This is a genomic window from Kitasatospora sp. NPDC098652, assembly GCF_044760155.1.
Taxonomy (GTDB): Bacteria; Actinomycetota; Actinomycetes; order Streptomycetales; family Streptomycetaceae; genus Kitasatospora.
Genome location: NZ_JBIWAQ010000001.1, coordinates 535,236 through 552,331 on the forward strand (window position 1 = coordinate 535,236; position 17,096 = coordinate 552,331).

A 17,096-nucleotide genomic window follows, 5' to 3' on the forward strand; every position below is an offset into this window, starting at 1 on the left:
TGTAGAGCAGACCCGAAAGGCAGGACCCTCCGTGGTGCACTCCTTCAAGGGCCGGGTGGCCGTCGTGACCGGATCGAGCCGGGGCATCGGCCTCGGCATCGCCCGCGAACTGGTCGACCGCGGCGCCAAGGTCTGCCTCACCGCCCGCAACCCCGAGCCGCTCGCCGAGGCGGTCCGCGACCTGGGCGGCCCGGACAACGCGATCGCGGTCGCCGGCAAGGCCGACGACCCGGCCCACCAGGAGGAGGCGGTCGCCCGCACCCTGGAGGCCTTCGGACGGCTCGACCACCTGGTCAACAACACCGGCATCAACCCGATCTACGGGCCGGTCCTGGACACCGACCCCGACGCGGCCGCCAAGATCTTCGCCGTCAACGTGCTCGGCCCGCTGGCCTGGACCCGCCGGGCGCACGCCGCCTGGATGGGCGAGCACGGCGGCTCGGTCGTCAACGTCGCCTCCGTCGCGGGCATCCGCTCCTCGCTCGGGATCGGCATGTACGGCGTCAGCAAGGCCGCGCTGATCCGGCTCACCACCGAACTCGGCGCCGAGCTGGGCCCGCAGGGCATCCGGGTCAACGCCGTCGCCCCCGCCGTGGTGAAGACCAAGTTCGCCGAGGCGCTGTACGAGGGCCGCGAGGAGAAGGTCGTCAAGGCCTATCCGCTGGGCCGGCTCGGCGTCCCCGAGGACGTCGCGGGCGCGGTGGCCTTCCTGCTCTCCCCGGAGGCCGGCTGGATCACCGGCCAGACCCTGGTGGTGGACGGCGGAGTCACCCTCGGCGGTGGGCTGTGACCGGCGGGCCGGACGCACCGACCGGGCCGGACGCACCAACCTGGCCGGGCAGCGACCTGACCGGCCAGGGCGTCGTGGTGACCGGCGCCGGCCGGGGCATCGGCGCCGCCCTGGCCCGGGCCTTCGCCGCGGCCGGCGCCCGGGTGGTGGTCAACGACCTGGACGCCGACGCCGCCCGCGCGGTCGCGAAGGAGTGCGGCGGCACCGCCGTATCCGGGGACGCCGCCTCCGCCGAGGGCCTCGCCGCCCTGGTCGACCGGGCCCGCGCGGAGCTCGGCGAGGTCGACGTGTGGTGCGCCAACGCGGGCGTCGCCCCGATCGGCGGCGCCGACGCCCCCGCGGCGGCCTGGGCGAGCGCCTGGGAGGTCAACGTGCTGGCCCACGTACGGGCCGCCGACCTGCTGCTCCCCCGCTGGCTGGAGCGCGGCCACGGCCGCTTCCTGGCCACCGTCTCGGCCGCCGGGTTGCTCACCATGCTCGGCTCGGCCCCGTACGCGGTCAGCAAGCACGGCGCGCTCGCCTTCGCCGAGTGGCTCTCCGCCACCTACCGCCACCGGGGTGTCCGGGTGCACGCGCTCTGCCCCCAGGGGGTGCGCACCGACATGCTGGCCTCCACCGGCGCGGTCGGCGAGGCGCTGCTGGTGCCGACCGCGCTGGATCCGGAGGACGTCGCCGAGGCGACGCTGGACGGGCTGCGCCAGGACCGCTTCCTGATCCTGCCGCACCCCGAGGTCGCCGAGTACTACCGCGTCCGGGCCACCGAGCCGGACCGCTGGCTCGCCGGGGTGAACCGGCTCCAGCAGGGGCTGGAGAAGGGTGGGGCGCTGTGAGGGCCTGGCAGGTCACCGAGCTCGGCGAGCCGGCCGCGGTGCTGCGGCTCGCCGAGGACGCCGCCCGGCCGGTGCCGGGCCCGGGGCAGTTGCTGGTCCGGGTCCGGGCGGCCGCGGTGAACTTCCCCGACGCACTGATGGTGCGGGGGCAGTACCAGGTCCGCCCGCCGCTGCCGTTCACCCCGGGCGTGGAGCTGTGCGGCGAGGTCGCGGAGGGCGCCCGGCGCGGCGAGCGGCTGATCGGCAACCCGGTGCTGCCGCACGGCGCCTTCGCCGAGTACGCGCTGCTGGACGCCGCGGCCGCGTTCCCGGCGCCCGAGGCGCTGGACGACGCCGAGGCGGCGGCGCTGCACATCGGCTACCAGACCGCCTGGTTCGCCCTGCACCGCCGGGCCCGGCTGCGGGCCGGCGAGACCCTGCTGGTGCACGCGGCGGCCGGCGGGGTCGGCAGTGCGGCCGTCCAGCTCGGCCGGGCCGCCGGGGCCCGGGTGGTCGCCGTGGTCGGCGGCCCGGCCAAGGCCGAGGCGGCCCGGGCGCTCGGCGCCGACCTGGTGGTGGACCGGACGGCCGACGGCCCGGCCGGGGACTTCGTCGCCGCCGTCAAGGAGTTCACCGGCGGACGCGGCGCGGACGTGGTCTTCGACCCGGTCGGCGGCGAGGCCTACACCGGCTCCACCAAGTGCGTGGCCTTCGAGGGCCGGATCGTGGTGGTGGGCTTCGCCGCCGGGCAGATCCCGGCCCCGGCGCTGAACCACGCCCTGGTGAAGAACTACTCGATCCTCGGCCTGCACTGGGGCCTGTACAACACCCACGACCCGCGGGCCGTGCGCGCCGCCCACGACGCGCTGACCGAGCTCGCCGAGCAGGGCGTGGTCCGGCCGCTGGTCAGCGCCCAGGTCCCGCTGGCCGAGGCCGCGGCGGCCGTGCAGCTGGTCGCCGACGGGCGCAGCACGGGGCGGATCGCCGTCCTGGGTAAGTAGCCCAAGGGCGGGACGCTCTACGACAGGTGGCTCAACCGCCGCGCCGGGCGGACTCGTTCTCCTGGGCCAGCCGCCGCAACGCGAGCAGCGCCGGCTCCAGGAGGACGGTCCGCAGCAGGGCCCGCTCGGCCTGTTCCAGCGGGTCGGCAGCCGGGTCGAGCTGCTCGAGGTCGAGGACGGCGGTCCGCTCGGCCAGTTCGGCGTAGCCACGCAGGGTGGCGGGGTCGAGTGCGGCGCCGAGCGAGCGCAGGGTCTCCAGGGTCTCGCCGAGCACGGCCCGGGCGGGGGCGTGCTCGGAGACCTCCCAGCCGAGGGCGTCGATCAGCGCGTCCACCTCGGCGGCGCCGGGCGCCGGTTCGGGTTCCGGGGCGTCCTCGTCCACCGGCCGGGCCCCGAGCACCAGGCCGAGCACCTGGTGCCGCTCCCCCGCGTGCTCGGCCACCGCGCCGAGCACCTCCCGGGTGGCGCTCACGCTCAGTCCGCGCACCCCGATGAGTGCGCGCACCAGGCGCAGCCGCCGCAGGTGGCCCTCGTCGTACTCGGCCTGGGTGGCGGCGGTGGCCCGGCCGGGCGGCAGCAGGCCCTCGCGCAGGTAGTACTTGATGGTCGCGGTCGGGACGGCGCTGCGGCGGCTCAGTTCGGAGATGCGCACGGCTACACCTCTGGCTTTCCTCTGGCTCTGGCTTTCCTCTGGCATCTGGATACCAGCACTGTCTAACATAGATAGTGCCACTACCCAATGTGGCGCCCTCCGCCGACGAGGAGAGTTCAGCCGTGCCCACACTGCCCTGGATCACCCCGAATCCCCCCACCCCCGGCACCCGGGCGGTCGTGATGGCCTCCCGCTTCGAGGTCCGCTCGCTCGCCGACGTCCCGCGGTTCTTCCTCCGCTCGCTCGCCGTCTGGCGCCAACTCCGCAACACCCAGGGCGCGTTGGGCGCTTCGCTGATCGCCCGGCCGCTCCGGCGGACCTTCTGGACGCTCTCCGCCTGGGAGAGCCGCGAGGCCCTGAACGCCTTCGCCGCCGCCGAACCCCACCGCAGCACCATGACCGGACTGCGCTCCACCATGCGGGAGTCCACCTTCACCTTCTGGGACACCCCGGTCGAGCGGCTGCCGATCGCCTGGCCGGACGCCCACGCCCGGATCGACGCCCAGCGCGCCGCCGACCGGGCCCCGCAGGCCCCCTAGGGCGTGTCTTGTGGATCAGGTCGGACCAGACCGCGGCGTCAGGGTGCGTGCATCGCAAGGCGGAGGATGGGGGCACCTCCCGGCCGAAGGCTGGGGGAGAGTCCATGCGGTGGGGGCACCTCCCGGCCGAAGGCTGGGGGCCATCGGCGACCGACGACAACGCGGCGAGGTGCGTGCCCTGGCGTCGCGGGCCTGGCCTGATCCACAAGACACGCCCTACCGCCCCGCGATGACCTCCAGCGCCGGGCGCGGCGGGCGGCCCAGCAGCGCCGCCAGGTCCCCCGGCCCACCCGGCCCGGCCAGGAAGCCGTGCGCGATCGCCGAGTAGGTGCCCACCGTCATCGGCACCTGGAAGTCGCGCAGCGCGTCCGAGGCCGCCAGCGCAGTCCGGGCCTCCGCGAGCCCGCCCGGGCGGTACTCGGCGCCCAGCACCTCCGCCACCTCCGCGCCGCCCACCGCCCGCTCCCCGACCAGCTCGTACGTCCGCCCCGCGTGCCCGGCGGGCGCCAGCGCCACCTTCACCGCCGCCTCGGCCAGGTCCGCCCGGGCCACGGCCGCCAGCCGCCCCGCCCCCAGCGGCGCGGTGATCACCCCGTCCGGACCGGGCGCGGCGATCGCGGCCAGCAGCTCCGCGTAGAGGCCGTTGCGCAGCACCGTCCAACGCAGCGTGCCGGACTCGCGCAGCCGCCGCTCCGTCCAGCGGTGCGCCAGCGCGTACGGCAGGTGGTCGCCGTCGCCCGACAGGCTGGTGTAGACGACGTGCTCGACGCCCGCCTTCTCCGCCGCCTCGATCGCCACGCCGTGCCGGGCGATCACCACGTCGTCCTCGGCGGCACCGGCCGAGATCAGCAGCAGCGTCCGTACCCCGTCGAAGGCCTCGGCCAGGGTCTCCGGCCGGTCGAAGTCCACCAGCCGGACGGGCTGACCGCCCGGCACCTTCTCGGGCGTCCGGCTCCCGGCGACGACATCCGCACGGCCCGCGAGGCGCTCCAGGACGAGGGCGCCGAGACCTCCGTTGACACCGGTGACGAGCAGCATGTTTCTCCTCCAGATGGCTGGTCGTTGAAGACGTGACCATCCTCGGTAGCCTGGGCGTCCGGCGTAAGGAGGCACTTCCATGTCAGTAGGGCACACCGCGGTAACCACCCCCCGTCCGGTGGTCTGGTGCGACGACGGCGTCGACTGCGGGATCCGCGACCTGCTGACCCGGCTCGGCGACAAGTGGTCGGTCCTCGCCGTGGTCGAACTCGCCCAGGGCGTACGGCGGTTCCGCGAGCTGCAGCGCGCCCTGCCGGGGATCTCGCAGCGGATGCTGACCCTGACGGTACGCCGGCTGGAGCGCGACGGCCTGGTCTCCCGGACCGTCCACCCGACCGTCCCCCCACAGGTCGAGTACGAGCTGACCCCGCTCGGCCACAGCCTCACCCACCTGGTGCGGGCGATGGTCGACTGGTCGTACGACCACCACGACGCGATCCTCACCTCCCGGCAGGAGTGGGACGACGCCAACCCCGGCTCGGAGATCCGCTAGCGAAGCACGACGCGGCCGGCCGCGGTCGAGGTGGTCACGAACCCGGCGCGAACGCGGTGGCGTGGTCGGCGGCCCACTGACGGAACGTTCGCGGGGCCGTCCCGAGGATGTCGGCCACCGCGGTGGTGACGTGTGCGGGCGGTCCGACCGCGGCGGCCCAGGCGGCGAGCAGCATCTCGACGACCGGCCGGGGCGCCGTGCCCTCCGACAGGCTCCGGAACTCGTCCGGCGTCATCTCCTCGAACGCGATCCGGCGCCCCAGGGCGGCACCGATGGCGTCCACCTGTGCGACCTGGCTCAGCGACTCGGGGCCCGTGAGGACGTAGTCACCTCCGGCGTACCCGTCCTGGTGGAGTGTCCGGGCCGCGACGGCTGCCACGTCGCGGTCGTCGACCGGTGCCGTCCGCGCGGCGCCGTAAGGCCATCGGACGACCTCGCCGCGCCGGATCGCGGGCGCCCACCAGGCCAGCGAGTTCGACGCGAGCATCCCCGGCCGGATGATCGACGACTCGAGTCCGGTGGCCGCGATGAGCCGCTCGATGTCGGCGTGCAGCGCCGCCATGGGATTGGGCTGCTGGAAGAAGGGGTGCGGGGTCCGATGCGGAGAGGAGAGGAAGACGACCCGCCGCACGTTGGCCGCCAGCCGCTCGATGACTGCCGCGGCGCTCTGCGGCGGGGCGGTCCAGACCAGGAAGACCGCACCGGCGCCCTTCAGCGCCGGGTCGAGCGACTCGGGCACGGTCAGGTCACCGGCGAAGACCTCGACCTTCGCCGGCAGCGTCGCCGCCTCGGAGCGACGGGCCAGGGCGCGGACCGGCACGCCCGCTTCGAGGAGTCGGTCGACGACGATGCGGCCGATCCGACCCGTCGCACCGGTGACGAGCACGGGAGGAATGACTGTCCGATTCATGCCACCCATGAAATCGTTACCTGGTTAACAACGCAACTCGGTAAGCCATTGCCTCGGTTCCATGACGGCCGGCGAGCTGGTGCTCACCGTCGACCGACGGCGGCACGGGGCGGTTTCGGCCAGAGCGCCACGCCCGGTGGCTCGCAAGGCGTCCTTGTCCGGGACGGCCGCGCACCGATTCGATGGCCCCATGGGCCGACGAGACCTCGTTCTTCTGACCGATCACAGCTCGACCGAGGGCACCCGGGACGCGATGGCCGCCGCCGCCCGGCGGCTGACCGGTCGCGAGCCCGTCCTGCTGGACGCGCGGCACTTCATGACGAATGGCTCCCGAGACGCCACCGGCCGGATCGAAGCCGTGGGCCACGGTACCGTCCGGCTGGAGGCCGAAGGGCGTGTCGTGACCACGGACGCGGTGGTCGTCTACGAGATCCCGCCGCACCGGCGCCCCGCCTTCGCCCACTGCCAGCGGCAGTTGCGCGCGGCCGGCGTCCGCTCGCTCGGCACCGACGTAGAGGCCTGGCGCGCGGCGACCGAGAAGGACCTCACGGTCGAGCACTTCACCCGCGACGGTGTGCCGCACATGCCGACGATCACGCTCTCCCGGCCGAGCCCGGAGGCCGCCGTCGAGGCCTTCGAGCGGCTCGGCGGCGACGTCTGGGCCCGGCCGTGCGTCGGCATGGGCGGCGACGACGTCTTCCACGTCACCACCCACGCCCAACTCGCCGCCGCCGCACGACACTACGCGGATCTCGACGAAGCCTGGCTGATCGCCCGGGACGCCCGGAACTTCACCGCCGACGGGCGGCGCCACCAGTACCGGGTGGTCGTCCTCGGCGGCCGGGTGGTCCGCGCGACCGAGCACGTCCAGGCGGACCCGGATGCGCCGTGCAACGAATGCCGGGGCGCCGTCTCCACCCTGCTGGAGGTCGACGAAATCCCCCCGGGTCTCGCCGAGTTGGCGATCCAGGCGACCAAGTCCCTGGGCCTGCCGCTGGCCGGCGTCGACCTCGCCGCCGAGAGCGGCGGCGTGGTCTTCGAGGTCAACGTCCACCCGGCCTTCGGCCGCACGCGCGGGGTGGACCAGATCGCCGTTCCGTACGTCGCGGCGCACCTGCATTCCTGAAGCAAGGTGTCGTGGCACGGGCTACCGCTCGTACGTCATCTCCGGGAAGCGGGCCGAGGGGCCGTCCAGCAGGTGGTCGTCGTGGCCGCGCAGCCAGCGGTCGAGGAAGGACGCCACGTAGGAGCGGGTGGCGAGCTCGGCCCGGTCGGGGCGGACGTCGCCGACGTCCCCGGCCAGCGCCTCCGGGGTGACGGCGCCCTGGCGGGCGAGCTGCGGCAGCAGGGACTGCGCGTCGGTGTAGGAGCCGTGCCGGGAGCCCTCCAGGGTGAGGTCGGCGTGCCAGCCGGTGCTGTGCTGCCACAGGGCGTTCCAGCCCGGCTGGCCGCGGTAGCTGCCGGAGTCCTCGCTGCGGGTGCCCATCAGCAGGAACGGGCGGTCCAGGCCGTCCTCGACGAAGTCGGGCAGGAAGACGCCGGTCTGGCCGTCGGGGCCGGGGAAGTGCAGTTGGCCGTCCAGGTTGACCGCGGCGGCGATCCGCGGATCGTCGTGCATGGCCTGGAGGGCGGTGAAGCCGCCCGCCGAGTGGCCGACCATGGCGATCCGGTCCAGGTCCAGCGAGGTGGCGACGCCGGCCGGCAGGCCCGGGGCCCGGCGCAGCCCGGAGAGTTCGTCCAGGACGAAGCGGGTGTCCGCCACCCGGGCGGCCAGGGACTTGCGCAGCACGGCGCCGACGTCCAGACCGGGCTGTTGCAGCATGGCGGGGAACACCGAGGTGGCCAGGTCCCCGTCGGGGAAGGCGACTTCGGAGGCCTCGTAGGTGTGGTCGACGGTGACGACCACATAGCCGCGCGAGGCGAGGTCCTCCACCAGGGCCGTCCCCCAGGTGCGCGGGTCGCCCAGCCCGGGCGAGTACAGCACCACCGGGCGGGGGCCGCCGGGCCGGGCGGGGGCGTCCCGGCGGGCGTGGGTGAGGATCCCCGACCAGTCCGTGCTGCCGGGCCGCACATGGTAGTTGAGTTCACCGACCCCGGTGTCGCCGCCGAAGTGCGCCCCGGCGGCGGGCTCCATGTAGCGGGCCCGCTCCCCGCCGGTGGCCGGGCGGGCGGTCGGGTACCACAGGCTGACCATCAACTCGCGCCCGCGGCCCGGCTTCCAGGGGTCCTCGCGCCCGGCGTCGGTCAGCCGCAGCGAGGTCGTCCCGATCGGGTACGGCCCGGTCGGCCGCGGCAGCCAGGCCGTGGCCTGCCGGCCGCCCCCGTCGTCCACCGCCGGCGCCGCCACCGCGCCCGGCGCGCCCGTCACCCCGAGTGTCGCCGACGCCGCCAACAGCACCGCCGCCACGGCCCGTCCCCGCCTGCCCATGCCAGTCTCCTCGTCCCGATCGGTCACAGGGCAGACGCTACGGGCGGGGCGTGCCGGAGCCGTCATACCGGGGAGCCAAGTCCCCCTGACTACCCCGGTATGACACCCTTACGGGCCGGCCGGGGGCGGCCCGGAGCCCGGCCGCCCCTGGTGCCCGGCCGGGTCCGTACCGGGTGCTCAGCGGTACTGCTTGAGCTCCCGCCGGGCCAGCGAGCGCTTGTGCACCTCGTCCGGGCCGTCCGCCAGGCGCAGGGTGCGGTTGCCGGCCCAGAGTTGGGCGAGCGGGGTGTCCTGGCTGACGCCCGCGGCGCCGTAGGTCTGGACGGCCTTGTCGAGGATCCACTCGACGGTGCGCGGGGTGGCGATCTTGATGGCCTGGATCTCGGTGTGCGCGCCGCGGTTGCCGACGGTGTCCATCAGCCAGGCCGTCTTGAGCACCAGCAGCCGCAACTGCTCGATGCGGACCCGGGATTCGGCGATCCAGTCCTGCACCACGCCCTGCTCGGCGAGCGGCCGGCCGAAGGCCACCCGCTCGCTCGCCCGGCGGCACATCAGCTCCAGCGCGCGCTCGGCCAGGCCGATGGCCCGCATGCAGTGGTGGATCCGGCCCGGGCCGAGCCGGGCCTGGGCGATGGCGAAGCCGCCGCCCTCCTCGCCGATCAGGTTCTCGACGGGCACCCGGACGTCCTCGAACAGCACCTCGGCGTGGCCGCCGTGGTCGGCGTCGTCGTAGCCGAAGACGGTCATGCCGCGCTTGACGGTGAGGCCCGGGGTGTCGCGCGGCACCAGCACCATGCTCTGCTGGCGGTGCGCGGCGGCGTCCGGATCGGTCTTGCCCATCACGATGAAGACCTTGCAGTCCGGGTTCATCGCGCCGGTGATGTACCACTTGCGGCCGTTGATCACGTACTCGTCGCCGTCGCGCTCGATCCGGGTGGCGATGTTGGTGGCGTCCGAGGAGGCCACCTCGGGCTCGGTCATCGCGAACGCGGAGCGGATCGCGCCGTCCAGCAGCGGCCGCAGCCAGCGCTCCTGCTGCTCGGCGCTGCCGAACTGGGCGAGGAGTTCCATGTTGCCGGTGTCGGGGGCGGCGCAGTTGAGGGCGGGCGGGGCCAGCTGGATGCTGCGGCCGGTGATCTCGGCGAGCGGGGCGTACTGGAGGTTGGTGAGCCCGGCCCCGTGCTCACCCGGGATGCCGTGCCGGTCCACGAAGAAGAGGTTCCACAGGCCCTGCTTGCGGGCCTGCGTCTGGAGGTCGGCGACGACGGGCGGGACGCTCCAGGGTTCACGGGCGGGGTCGGCCAACTGCTGCGTGAGGACGGGCTCGGCGGGGTGGACGTGCTCGGCCATGAAGGCGAGCAGCTGCTCGCGGAGCTCGTCCGTCCGGGCGTCGTAGGCGAAGTCCATGGTGCTCAGCCCTCCTTGAGGGTGGTCAGTCCGTGCCGGGCGAGGATCGGGGCCATCTCGCCCGCGCGCTCGAAGCCCGCGCCCAGGGTGCGGCCCTGCTGGAAGCGGTAGTGGATGCCCTCGGCGACGGCGGCCAGCTTGAACGAGGCGAAGGCCACGTACCAGTCCAGGTCGGCGGCCTGACGGCCGGTCAACTCGGCGTAGTACGAGACGATCCCGTCGGCCGCGGGGAAGCCGGGGGCGGTCATGGCGTCGGGGATGATGCCGCCGCCGACGCCGGCCAGCTCGGTGTACATCACCAGCAGGCCGATGTCGGTGAGCGGATCGCCGAGGGTGGACATCTCCCAGTCGAGGACGGCGGTGATCGCGTCGGCGTCGTCGACCAGGACGTTGTCGAGCCGGTAGTCGCCGTGCACCAGGGCGGGCGCGGGCGAGGCGGGGAGCCGCTCGGCGAGCAGGGCGTGCAGCCGGTCGAGTTCGGGGAGGTCCCGGCTGCGGGACTTCTCCAGCTGGGTGGACCAGCGGCGCAGCTGGCGTTCCAGGTAGCCCTCGGGCCGGCCGAAGTCGCCGAGGCCGACGGCGGCCGGGTCGATCCGGTGCAGGGCGGCGAGGGTCTCGACCAGGCGGCGGCCGAGCGTCGCCGTCCGCTGTTCGCCGAGGCCGGCCAGGGTCTTGCGGTCCCGGTGGGCGACGCCGGTGACGTGCTCCATCAGGTACCAGGGCGCGCCGAGCACCTCGGTGCCGTGGTCGATCAGCAGCATGCCCGGGACGGGCACCTCGCTGTCCCGCAGCGCGGACATCACCCGGTGCTCGCGCCCCATGTCGTGCGCGGTCGCCAGCACGTGCCCCAGCGGCGGCCGGCGCAGCACCCAGCGACCGGTGCCGTCCGTGAGCGCGTACGTCAGGTTGGAGCGGCCCCCCTCGATGAGTTCGGCCCGCAGCGGGCCCCGGACGGTGCCGGGCAGTTCCCGGTCCAGGTGGGCGCGGAGGCGGGCCAGGTCCAGGCCGGGCGGGTCGGCGGGGGTCGGCGGCATCGGGCGGCTCCTCGGGGACGACGGAGGTTGACTAAGCGCTTGCTTAGCATTCAGGGGAGGCGCTCCCGTGTCAATGGCACCCGGTCCGGGCCTGGGCCGAATGCCGCCGTTCCGGCCCCACCTGCTGACGGGTTCGCGACAATGCACTCCAGGTGCCGACGGATCCGGCGTCGCACGGACGAGAGAGGGACGACCCCATGGCGTACGGGACGAAAGCCGTCAGGCGGGCGGCGACACTCGCGACCGCCCTGCTGTCACTGGGCGCCGGCCTCGTCCCGGCCGCCTCCGCCGCGACACCGGAACCCGGGGGGTCGAGCGCCTACTGGACACCGGCCCGCCTGACGGCCGCACTCCCCCAGCGCACCGATCCCGCCGCCCCGGGCACCGGGGACGGGCCCCGGCCCGGCGAGTTCATCCCGCCGAGCCACAGCTTCGACGGCATCCCCCAGGCCGGCGCGTTCTTCTGGACGGACGCCGACGGCACCGGCCGCACCTGCAGCGGCTCCGTGGTGCACAGCCCGGGCCGCGACCTGGCCCTGAGCGCGGGGCACTGCCTCAAGGGGTACGCGGGCCGGGCCCCGAAGCGGCACCTGGCGTTCGTGCCGCAGTACCACGACGGGCTCACGCCCTTCGGCGTCTTCCCGGTCCGGGCCGACGGCGTCTACGTCGCCCAGGAGTACTACGACCGGGGCGAACACGCGGGCGCCGCCTACGACTTCGGCTTCGCGGTGACGGAGCCCAACCAGGCCGGGCAGCGCCTGGAGGACGCGGCGGGCGCGGTGCGCCTGCTGACCGGCACGGGGTACGTCCACGCGCCGGTCCGGATGATCGGCTACCCGGGCGGCTCGCAACAGCCGCTGGAGTGCCTCAGCCGGACCACCCGCTGGCCCAGCGACGACCCCGCCGACCCGGGCACCTTCCTGCGCATCGCCTGCGACGCCTTCACCGGCGGCACCTCGGGCGGGCCGATGCTGGTGCCGTGGCCCGGCGGCTGGGCGGTGATCGGCGTGATCGGCGGCTACCACACCGGCGGCAACACCCCCCAGATCTCCTACAGCGCCGCCTTCGGCCCCGCCGTCGAGGACCTGTACGAAGCCGCCGTCAGCGGCGCCGCACCGGCCGGCCCGCGCCCCGCCGCGGAGTAGGCCCGCCGCGGAGTAGGTCCGCCGACCGTCCGGACGCCCGTCCGAAAACTCGTACGACCTCCCGTGCAACGTTTCCGACGGCTCCGGTCATCGATCAAGGGAGAACCCTGTGTGATCGAAGACTGTCGGCCGAAGGAAAGGGAATCCGTGCGGACTGCTCGCGGTGCGGTCGTCCTGTTGGCCGTGGGGGTCGTCGCGTCCCTCACGCTCACCACGGGGGACTCCTTCTCCGAGGGCAGACCGGGCGCCGCCGCCCCCGATCCCGACCCGGCGGCCTCGGAGGCAAGCCCCACCGACCCGGCGCCCGCGCCCGCCCCGACCCCGACGCCCACCTGGGACGGCCAGGTCCACCTGCTCGGGGACGGCTCCACCTCCTACACCGGCCCGCAGCCCAAGCAGTCCAAGCCGGAGAAGCTGAAACCGGGTGAGAAGCCGCCGCAGTTCGTCGTCTTCTCCTGGGACGGCGCCCTGGAGGGCGACGACCACCTGTTCTCCCGCTTCCGCAAGCTGGGCGCGGACAACAACGCCCGGATGACGTACTTCCTCAGCGGCCTCTACACCCTGCCCAAGTCCAAGCGCGCGCTCTACCACCCGCCCCGGCACAACCCGGGCGACGCGTCCATCGACTACGCGACCGACCCCCACATCAAGGACACCCTGGAGCAGCTGCGCCTCGCCTGGCTGGACGGCAACGAGATCGGCACCCACTTCAACGGGCACTTCTGCGGCACCAAGGGCGGGGGCGAGTGGAGCACCGAGGAGTGGCGGAGCGAGCTCGACCAGGCGGTCTCCTTCGTCACCAACTGGAAGACCAACACCGGCTTCAAGAACCTGCCGCCGCTGCCCTTCGACTACACCAAGGAGCTGGTCGGCGGCCGCGCGCCGTGCCTGGAGGGGCAGAAGAACCTGCTCCCGGCCGAGAAGGCCGCGGGCTTCCGCTACGACGCCAGCTCCCCGGGCGAGTTCCAGGTCTGGCCGACCAAGCAGGGCGGCATCTGGAACTTCCCGCTCCAGCTGCTGCCCTTCCCGGCCAGGTCCTCCCAGGGCCTGTCGATGGACTTCAACTTCCTGGCCGGCCAGTCCGGCAACACCACCAAGGGCGACCCGAAGAAGTTCGCCGACTGGGAGAAGGAGGCCCGGGACAGCTACCTGGCCGGCTTCAACCGGGTCTACAACGGCAGTCGCGCCCCGCTGTTCATCGGCAACCACTTCGAGGACTGGAACGGCGGCATCTACATGGACGCCGTCGAGGACGTGGTGAAGAACGTCTGCCACCAGGACGGCGTCCGCTGCGTCTCCTTCCGCCAGGTCGCCGACTGGCTGGACGCCCAGGACCCGAAGGTCCTCGACAGGCTCCGCCAACTCGACCCCGGCCAGCCGGGCGACTGGTCCCGGCTGGTGAAGTGACGTTCCGTCGCCCGGGGAAGGCCGCCCGCCCTCACCGCCGGGCCAGCGCCAGCAGGCTCAGCCCAAACATCAGCACCCCCAGCGGGAGATGGACCGCCGGGACGTGCGCGATGCCCAGCACCACCTGCACCGAGGCGAGCGCCAGGAAGCCGGCGGCCTCCCACACCGGTCGCACGGCGCCGCCGCCCGGCTTCCACGCCAGCACCGCCGCGAGCAGGTGGAGCATCGACGCCCCGTACATCACCCGGGCGCCGGCGCTGTGCAGCGTCTCCCCGTAGGAGGTGGCCAGCAGCAGTCCGGCGGAGACGGCCTGGAGCAGGATGGTCAGGGTCTGCAGGGCTATCGCGGCCCGCAGGAACGGGAATCCGTGCGGCGCGGTCGTCGTCGGGGTGGCCATGTCGCGGTCCTCTTCTCCGCCCGGGGGCAGTGGCTCGGTAGGGTCTCACCAAGCCCGACGACGCGGGCCCACGAAAGGTAAGGCGAGCGCATGGCGGCAGCGGGGGCGGGCACCGACGGCACGGTCGGCGAGCGAGGCCAACTGATCAACGTCGCCTACCGGTTGCTCGGCTCGCTGACCGAGGCCGAGGACGCCGTGCAGGAGGCGTACGCGCGCTGGTACGCCCTGCCGCCCGACCGGCGCCGGGAGGTGCGGGCCCCCGGCGCCTGGCTGACCACCGTCACCGGCCGGATCTGCCTGGACGTGCTGGGCTCGGCCCGGGCCCGGCGGGAGCGCTACGTCGGCGCCTGGCTGCCCGAACCGCTGCCCGGTCACGGCGCTCACCCCGACCTCGCCGACCAGGTGGTGCTGGACGAGTCGGTGGAGATGGCCTTCCTGGTCGTCCTGGAGTCGATGACCCCGGCCGAGCGGGTCGCCTTCGTGCTGCACGACGTCTTCCGCTACCCCTTCGCCGAGATCGCGGCCGTCCTCGACCGCACTCCGGCGGCCTGCAAGCAGCTGGCCTCCGCCGCCCGCCGCCGGATCGGCCCGGCCCCGGCCCAGGCCGCCCCGATCGCGCGGGCCGACACCGTACGGCGGGTCAAGGAGGCCTGGCAGAGCCGGGACATCGCCGCCCTGGTCGCCGTCCTCGACCCGGCCGCCGTGATGACCGCCGACGGCGGCGGCCTGGTGGGCACCGTGCTGCGCCCGGTGGCGGGCGGCGCGCTGATCGCCCAGTACATGCTGGCCGTCGCCGACCGGGCCCCGGGCATGGAACTGCTGGAATGCTCGGTCAACGGCGCACCGGGCCTGGTGGCCCGGCGCGCCGGCGTCGTGCTGACGGTGGCCGCGTTCGACGTCGCGGACGGCCGGGTGTCCCGGATCTGGGTGGTCCGCAACCCGGAGAAGCTCCGCCCGTGGGCGGGGTGGACGACGGCGGCCGCTACTGCCCGGCGGTCTTCATGAACGCCGTCCAGATCCGCCCCGGCAGGTCCGAGTCCGGGGTGTCCGGCGCGGCCCCGCCGACCCCCTCCAGGGACTGCAGCTTCATGTCCTTGAGGTCCGCCCGGAAGACCGTGACCGCCGTCGACAGCTGCCCGTTGTAGCCGACCGTCCACCCCGCGGTGCGGTCCGGGGTGGTGCCGGGCTTCGCCGCCAGGCCGGCGCCCGCGCCCGCCAGCGCCTGGGCGCTGCCGCCGCGGACGGCGCCCTTGAGGGCGGTGTCCACGTCGGCCGCCACGGCCGCGGGCAGCACCCGGGCGGCGGTGGGCAGGCGCAGGTCGACGGGCGCGCCGTTGCGGGTGACGCCCAGCACGGAGTACGGGTCAGTGTGGCTGCCGCCGGATCCGAAGGCGGCGTAGGCGTCGGCGGCGCGGATCGCGCTCGGGGTGGAGTTGCCGACGCCGAAGGCGGGGACGAGCTCGCCCAGGCTCTCGGGGAGCAGGCCGAGGGCCGCCGCGGTCTGCTGCACCCGGTCGAGGCCGACGTCCATGCCGAGCTGCATCATCGGCCCGTTGACGGACTGTTCGACCGCGCTGCGCAGGCTGACCGGGCCCCAGTTCCGCCTGCCGTCGTTGGCGGTCTTCACGATCTTCCCGTCCCGCCCCCAGTACGGCCCCTCCGGGGTCATCACGTTGACGCCGTTGTCGCCGTCGTACGTGGTGCCGGGTGTCACCGGGGACCGGCCGCCGTCGCGCCGGCGCTGCACGCCCTGGTCGAGCCCGGCCGCGTACACCAGCGGCGTGAACGCCGAACCCAGCGGCACGGTCGAGGTGTTGGCGTTGTTGAAGCCCTGCTTGCGGTAGTCGGGGCCGCCGTAGAGGGCGACGATCCGCCCGTCGAGGGCGACCGAGGCGGCGCCGACCTTGAGCAGTTTGTCGGCCTCGCGGTGGTCCGGGTCGAGGCCCTTGGTGGCCTCCTGCACGGCCGCGGCCAGGGCGTTGACCTTCGCCCGGTCGAAGGTGGTGCGGATCTGGTAGCCGCCGAGGTCGAACTGGGCCGGGGTGATGTCGCTGTGGCTCTCCACGAAGCCCCTGGACAGGTCGACCAGGTAGCCGATCTGGCCGCCGAGCCCGGCCGCCCTGGGCGGTGTCCGCGGCTCGGGGAAGACCGTGTACCGGGCCCGCTCGGCGGCGGAGAGCTTGCCCGTGTCGACCATCCGGTCCAGGATCCAGGACCACCGCTCCACGGCCCGGGCGTGGTTCTCCGCGCTCACCGCCGGGTCGTACTGCCCGGCGCCCTTCAACAGGGCGGCCAGGAAGGCCCCTTCGCTGGGGTCGAGCTGCGACACGTCCTTGCCGTAGTACGCGGCCGCGGCCCGCTCGATGCCGTAACTGCCGCGCCCGAACCAGCTGGTGTTCAGATAGCCGGCCAGGATGTCCTGCTTGCTCATCCGCCGGCCCAGCTTGACCGCGATGACCATCTCGCTGAGCTTGCGGGAGACGTCCTGGCGCTGGTTCAGGTAGATGTTCTTGACGTACTGCTGGGTGATGGTCGAGCCGCCCTGGGTGTCGCCGCCGGTGGCCATCTCGTAGACGGCGCGGCCGATGCCGCTGAGCGACACCCCCGGGTCCGAGTAGAAGGTCTCGTTCTCGGCGGAGAGCGCCGCCCACTGGACCGACTCGGGCACCTGGCTCAGCGGCACCTCCTGCCGGTTGGTCTCGCCGACCCGGGCCATCTCGGTGCCGTCCGCCCAGTAGTAGACGTTGCTCTGCTGGGTGGCGAAGGCGTTGAGGTCCTCCGGGACGTGGGTGGTGGCGTAGAACCAGCCCGCCAGGCCGGTCAGCACCGCCAACCCGAGACCGGTCGTCAGGAGCAGCTGCCGCCAGGAGGGGAGCCAGCGCCGGACCCCGCGCCGACCGCGGCGCGGGTAGTCGATCCGCCGCAGCGGACGCCACCTCCGGCGTCCGGTCCTCTCCTCCTCGGCTTCCCCACCCTGCTGTACGCGCATCCGGTCTCCGATCTCCTGGGGCGGCCCCCTCCATCCCGTTAGATGCCGAAGCGGCCG

Annotated in this window: 17 protein-coding genes; 9 read left to right on the forward strand and 8 right to left on the reverse strand. The window is 74.0% G+C overall.

Annotated features, from left to right (window positions below; translation table 11 throughout):
* The first annotated feature begins 31 nt into the window (after positions 1-31).
* Genes ACIQWA_RS02350 through ACIQWA_RS02360 form a run of 3 tightly spaced genes read left to right on the forward strand, consistent with a single transcriptional unit; the run spans position 32 to position 2,600 of the window.
* Positions 32-790: an SDR family oxidoreductase gene (locus ACIQWA_RS02350; protein ID WP_402477058.1), complete on the forward strand. Its 759-nt coding sequence runs from the start codon at positions 32-34 to the stop codon at positions 788-790.
* Between the two features lie 56 nt (positions 791-846).
* Positions 847-1,620, forward strand: a complete 774-nt coding sequence (locus tag ACIQWA_RS02355; RefSeq protein ID WP_402477853.1) for an SDR family oxidoreductase — start codon at positions 847-849, stop codon at positions 1,618-1,620.
* Positions 1,617-2,600 carry an NADPH:quinone oxidoreductase family protein gene (locus ACIQWA_RS02360; protein ID WP_402477060.1) on the forward strand — a complete coding sequence of 328 codons (984 nt, stop codon included), beginning with the start codon at positions 1,617-1,619 and terminating at the stop codon, positions 2,598-2,600. Before ACIQWA_RS02355 ends, ACIQWA_RS02360 begins: the two co-directional genes overlap by 4 nt.
* 31 nt (positions 2,601-2,631) lie before the next feature.
* Here ACIQWA_RS02360 and ACIQWA_RS02365 read toward each other — a convergent pair whose 3' ends face one another.
* On the reverse strand, positions 2,632-3,252 hold the full coding sequence (locus tag ACIQWA_RS02365) for a MerR family transcriptional regulator (protein WP_402477063.1): 621 nt from the start codon (positions 3,250-3,252) through the stop codon (positions 2,632-2,634).
* 122 nt (positions 3,253-3,374) lie between these two features.
* On the opposite strand from ACIQWA_RS02365, the gene ACIQWA_RS02370 reads away from it, so the two are divergent.
* Complete coding sequence (locus ACIQWA_RS02370) at positions 3,375-3,791, forward strand: DUF3291 domain-containing protein (RefSeq protein ID WP_402477065.1); 417 nt, start codon at positions 3,375-3,377, stop codon at positions 3,789-3,791.
* Positions 3,792-4,007: 216 nt separating this feature from the next.
* Here the strand turns inward: ACIQWA_RS02370 and ACIQWA_RS02375 are convergent, their stop codons facing one another.
* A complete protein-coding gene (locus ACIQWA_RS02375) occupies positions 4,008-4,829 on the reverse strand; it encodes an NAD(P)H-binding protein (protein WP_402477067.1) in 822 nt (273 codons plus the stop codon).
* A gap of 79 nt (positions 4,830-4,908) precedes the next feature.
* Here ACIQWA_RS02375 and ACIQWA_RS02380 point away from each other — a divergent pair, with 79 nt between their 5' ends.
* Entirely contained in the window at positions 4,909-5,322 is a 414-nt protein-coding gene (locus ACIQWA_RS02380; protein WP_360230548.1) for a helix-turn-helix domain-containing protein, read from the forward strand.
* A 34-nt stretch (positions 5,323-5,356) separates the two neighbouring features.
* On the opposite strand, the gene ACIQWA_RS02385 is transcribed toward ACIQWA_RS02380, so the two are convergent.
* A complete protein-coding gene (locus ACIQWA_RS02385) occupies positions 5,357-6,232 on the reverse strand; it encodes an SDR family oxidoreductase (protein ID WP_402477069.1) in 876 nt (291 codons plus the stop codon).
* Positions 6,233-6,422: 190 nt separating this feature from the next.
* Between ACIQWA_RS02385 and ACIQWA_RS02390 the strand changes: the two genes are divergently transcribed.
* Positions 6,423-7,358 carry a RimK family alpha-L-glutamate ligase gene (locus ACIQWA_RS02390; RefSeq protein ID WP_402477071.1) on the forward strand — a complete coding sequence of 312 codons (936 nt, stop codon included), beginning with the start codon at positions 6,423-6,425 and terminating at the stop codon, positions 7,356-7,358.
* 21 nt (positions 7,359-7,379) lie between these two features.
* Here the strand turns inward: ACIQWA_RS02390 and ACIQWA_RS02395 are convergent, their stop codons facing one another.
* The 3 genes from ACIQWA_RS02395 to ACIQWA_RS02405 form a co-directional block, all read right to left on the reverse strand.
* A complete protein-coding gene (locus ACIQWA_RS02395) occupies positions 7,380-8,660 on the reverse strand; it encodes an alpha/beta hydrolase family protein (protein WP_402477073.1) in 1,281 nt (426 codons plus the stop codon).
* A 177-nt stretch (positions 8,661-8,837) separates the two neighbouring features.
* Positions 8,838-10,067 carry an acyl-CoA dehydrogenase family protein gene (locus tag ACIQWA_RS02400; protein WP_402477076.1) on the reverse strand — a complete coding sequence of 410 codons (1,230 nt, stop codon included), beginning with the start codon at positions 10,065-10,067 and terminating at the stop codon, positions 8,838-8,840.
* A gap of 5 nt (positions 10,068-10,072) precedes the next feature.
* The gene (locus ACIQWA_RS02405; RefSeq protein WP_402477079.1) at positions 10,073-11,101 is read right to left on the reverse strand and encodes a phosphotransferase family protein; all 1,029 of its coding nucleotides are present in this window, start codon (positions 11,099-11,101) and stop codon (positions 10,073-10,075) included.
* A gap of 197 nt (positions 11,102-11,298) precedes the next feature.
* On the opposite strand from ACIQWA_RS02405, the gene ACIQWA_RS02410 reads away from it, so the two are divergent.
* Together ACIQWA_RS02410 and ACIQWA_RS02415 are read left to right on the forward strand one after the other, a co-directional pair.
* Positions 11,299-12,246, forward strand: coding sequence for a trypsin-like serine peptidase (locus ACIQWA_RS02410; protein WP_402477082.1), 948 nt, complete (start codon positions 11,299-11,301; stop codon positions 12,244-12,246).
* 147 nt (positions 12,247-12,393) lie between these two features.
* Entirely contained in the window at positions 12,394-13,653 is a 1,260-nt protein-coding gene (locus ACIQWA_RS02415; protein ID WP_402477084.1) for a hypothetical protein, read from the forward strand.
* A 31-nt stretch (positions 13,654-13,684) separates the two neighbouring features.
* Here the strand turns inward: ACIQWA_RS02415 and ACIQWA_RS02420 are convergent, their stop codons facing one another.
* Positions 13,685-14,050, reverse strand: a complete 366-nt coding sequence (locus ACIQWA_RS02420; protein ID WP_402477086.1) for a hypothetical protein — start codon at positions 14,048-14,050, stop codon at positions 13,685-13,687.
* Positions 14,051-14,140: 90 nt separating this feature from the next.
* Here ACIQWA_RS02420 and sigJ point away from each other — a divergent pair, with 90 nt between their 5' ends.
* Positions 14,141-15,055, forward strand: a complete 915-nt coding sequence (gene sigJ / locus ACIQWA_RS02425; RefSeq protein WP_402477089.1) for an RNA polymerase sigma factor SigJ — start codon at positions 14,141-14,143, stop codon at positions 15,053-15,055.
* Here the strand turns inward: sigJ and ACIQWA_RS02430 are convergent.
* A complete protein-coding gene (locus ACIQWA_RS02430) occupies positions 15,033-17,039 on the reverse strand; it encodes a transglycosylase domain-containing protein (RefSeq protein WP_402477092.1) in 2,007 nt (668 codons plus the stop codon). The genes sigJ and ACIQWA_RS02430 overlap by 23 nt on opposite strands.
* Positions 17,040-17,096 lie beyond the last annotated feature (57 nt).

Bases quoted from the DNA above. Each gene is read 5' to 3' on its own strand.
- ACIQWA_RS02375 (WP_402477067.1), bottom strand. From the start codon at position 4,829: ATGCTGCTCGTCACCGGTGTCAACGGAGGTCTCGGCGCCCTCGTCCTG.
- ACIQWA_RS02380 (WP_360230548.1), top strand. From the start codon at position 4,909: ATGTCAGTAGGGCACACCGCGGTAACCACCCCCCGTCCGGTGGTCTGG.
- ACIQWA_RS02385 (WP_402477069.1), bottom strand. From the start codon at position 6,232: ATGAATCGGACAGTCATTCCTCCCGTGCTCGTCACCGGTGCGACGGGT.
- ACIQWA_RS02390 (WP_402477071.1), top strand. From the start codon at position 6,423: ATGGGCCGACGAGACCTCGTTCTTCTGACCGATCACAGCTCGACCGAG.
- ACIQWA_RS02395 (WP_402477073.1), bottom strand. From the start codon at position 8,660: ATGGGCAGGCGGGGACGGGCCGTGGCGGCGGTGCTGTTGGCGGCGTCG.
- ACIQWA_RS02400 (WP_402477076.1), bottom strand. From the start codon at position 10,067: ATGGACTTCGCCTACGACGCCCGGACGGACGAGCTCCGCGAGCAGCTG.
- ACIQWA_RS02405 (WP_402477079.1), bottom strand. From the start codon at position 11,101: ATGCCGCCGACCCCCGCCGACCCGCCCGGCCTGGACCTGGCCCGCCTC.
- ACIQWA_RS02410 (WP_402477082.1), top strand. From the start codon at position 11,299: ATGGCGTACGGGACGAAAGCCGTCAGGCGGGCGGCGACACTCGCGACC.
- ACIQWA_RS02420 (WP_402477086.1), bottom strand. From the start codon at position 14,050: ATGGCCACCCCGACGACGACCGCGCCGCACGGATTCCCGTTCCTGCGG.
- sigJ (WP_402477089.1), top strand. From the start codon at position 14,141: ATGGCGGCAGCGGGGGCGGGCACCGACGGCACGGTCGGCGAGCGAGGC.
- ACIQWA_RS02430 (WP_402477092.1), bottom strand. From the start codon at position 17,039: ATGCGCGTACAGCAGGGTGGGGAAGCCGAGGAGGAGAGGACCGGACGC.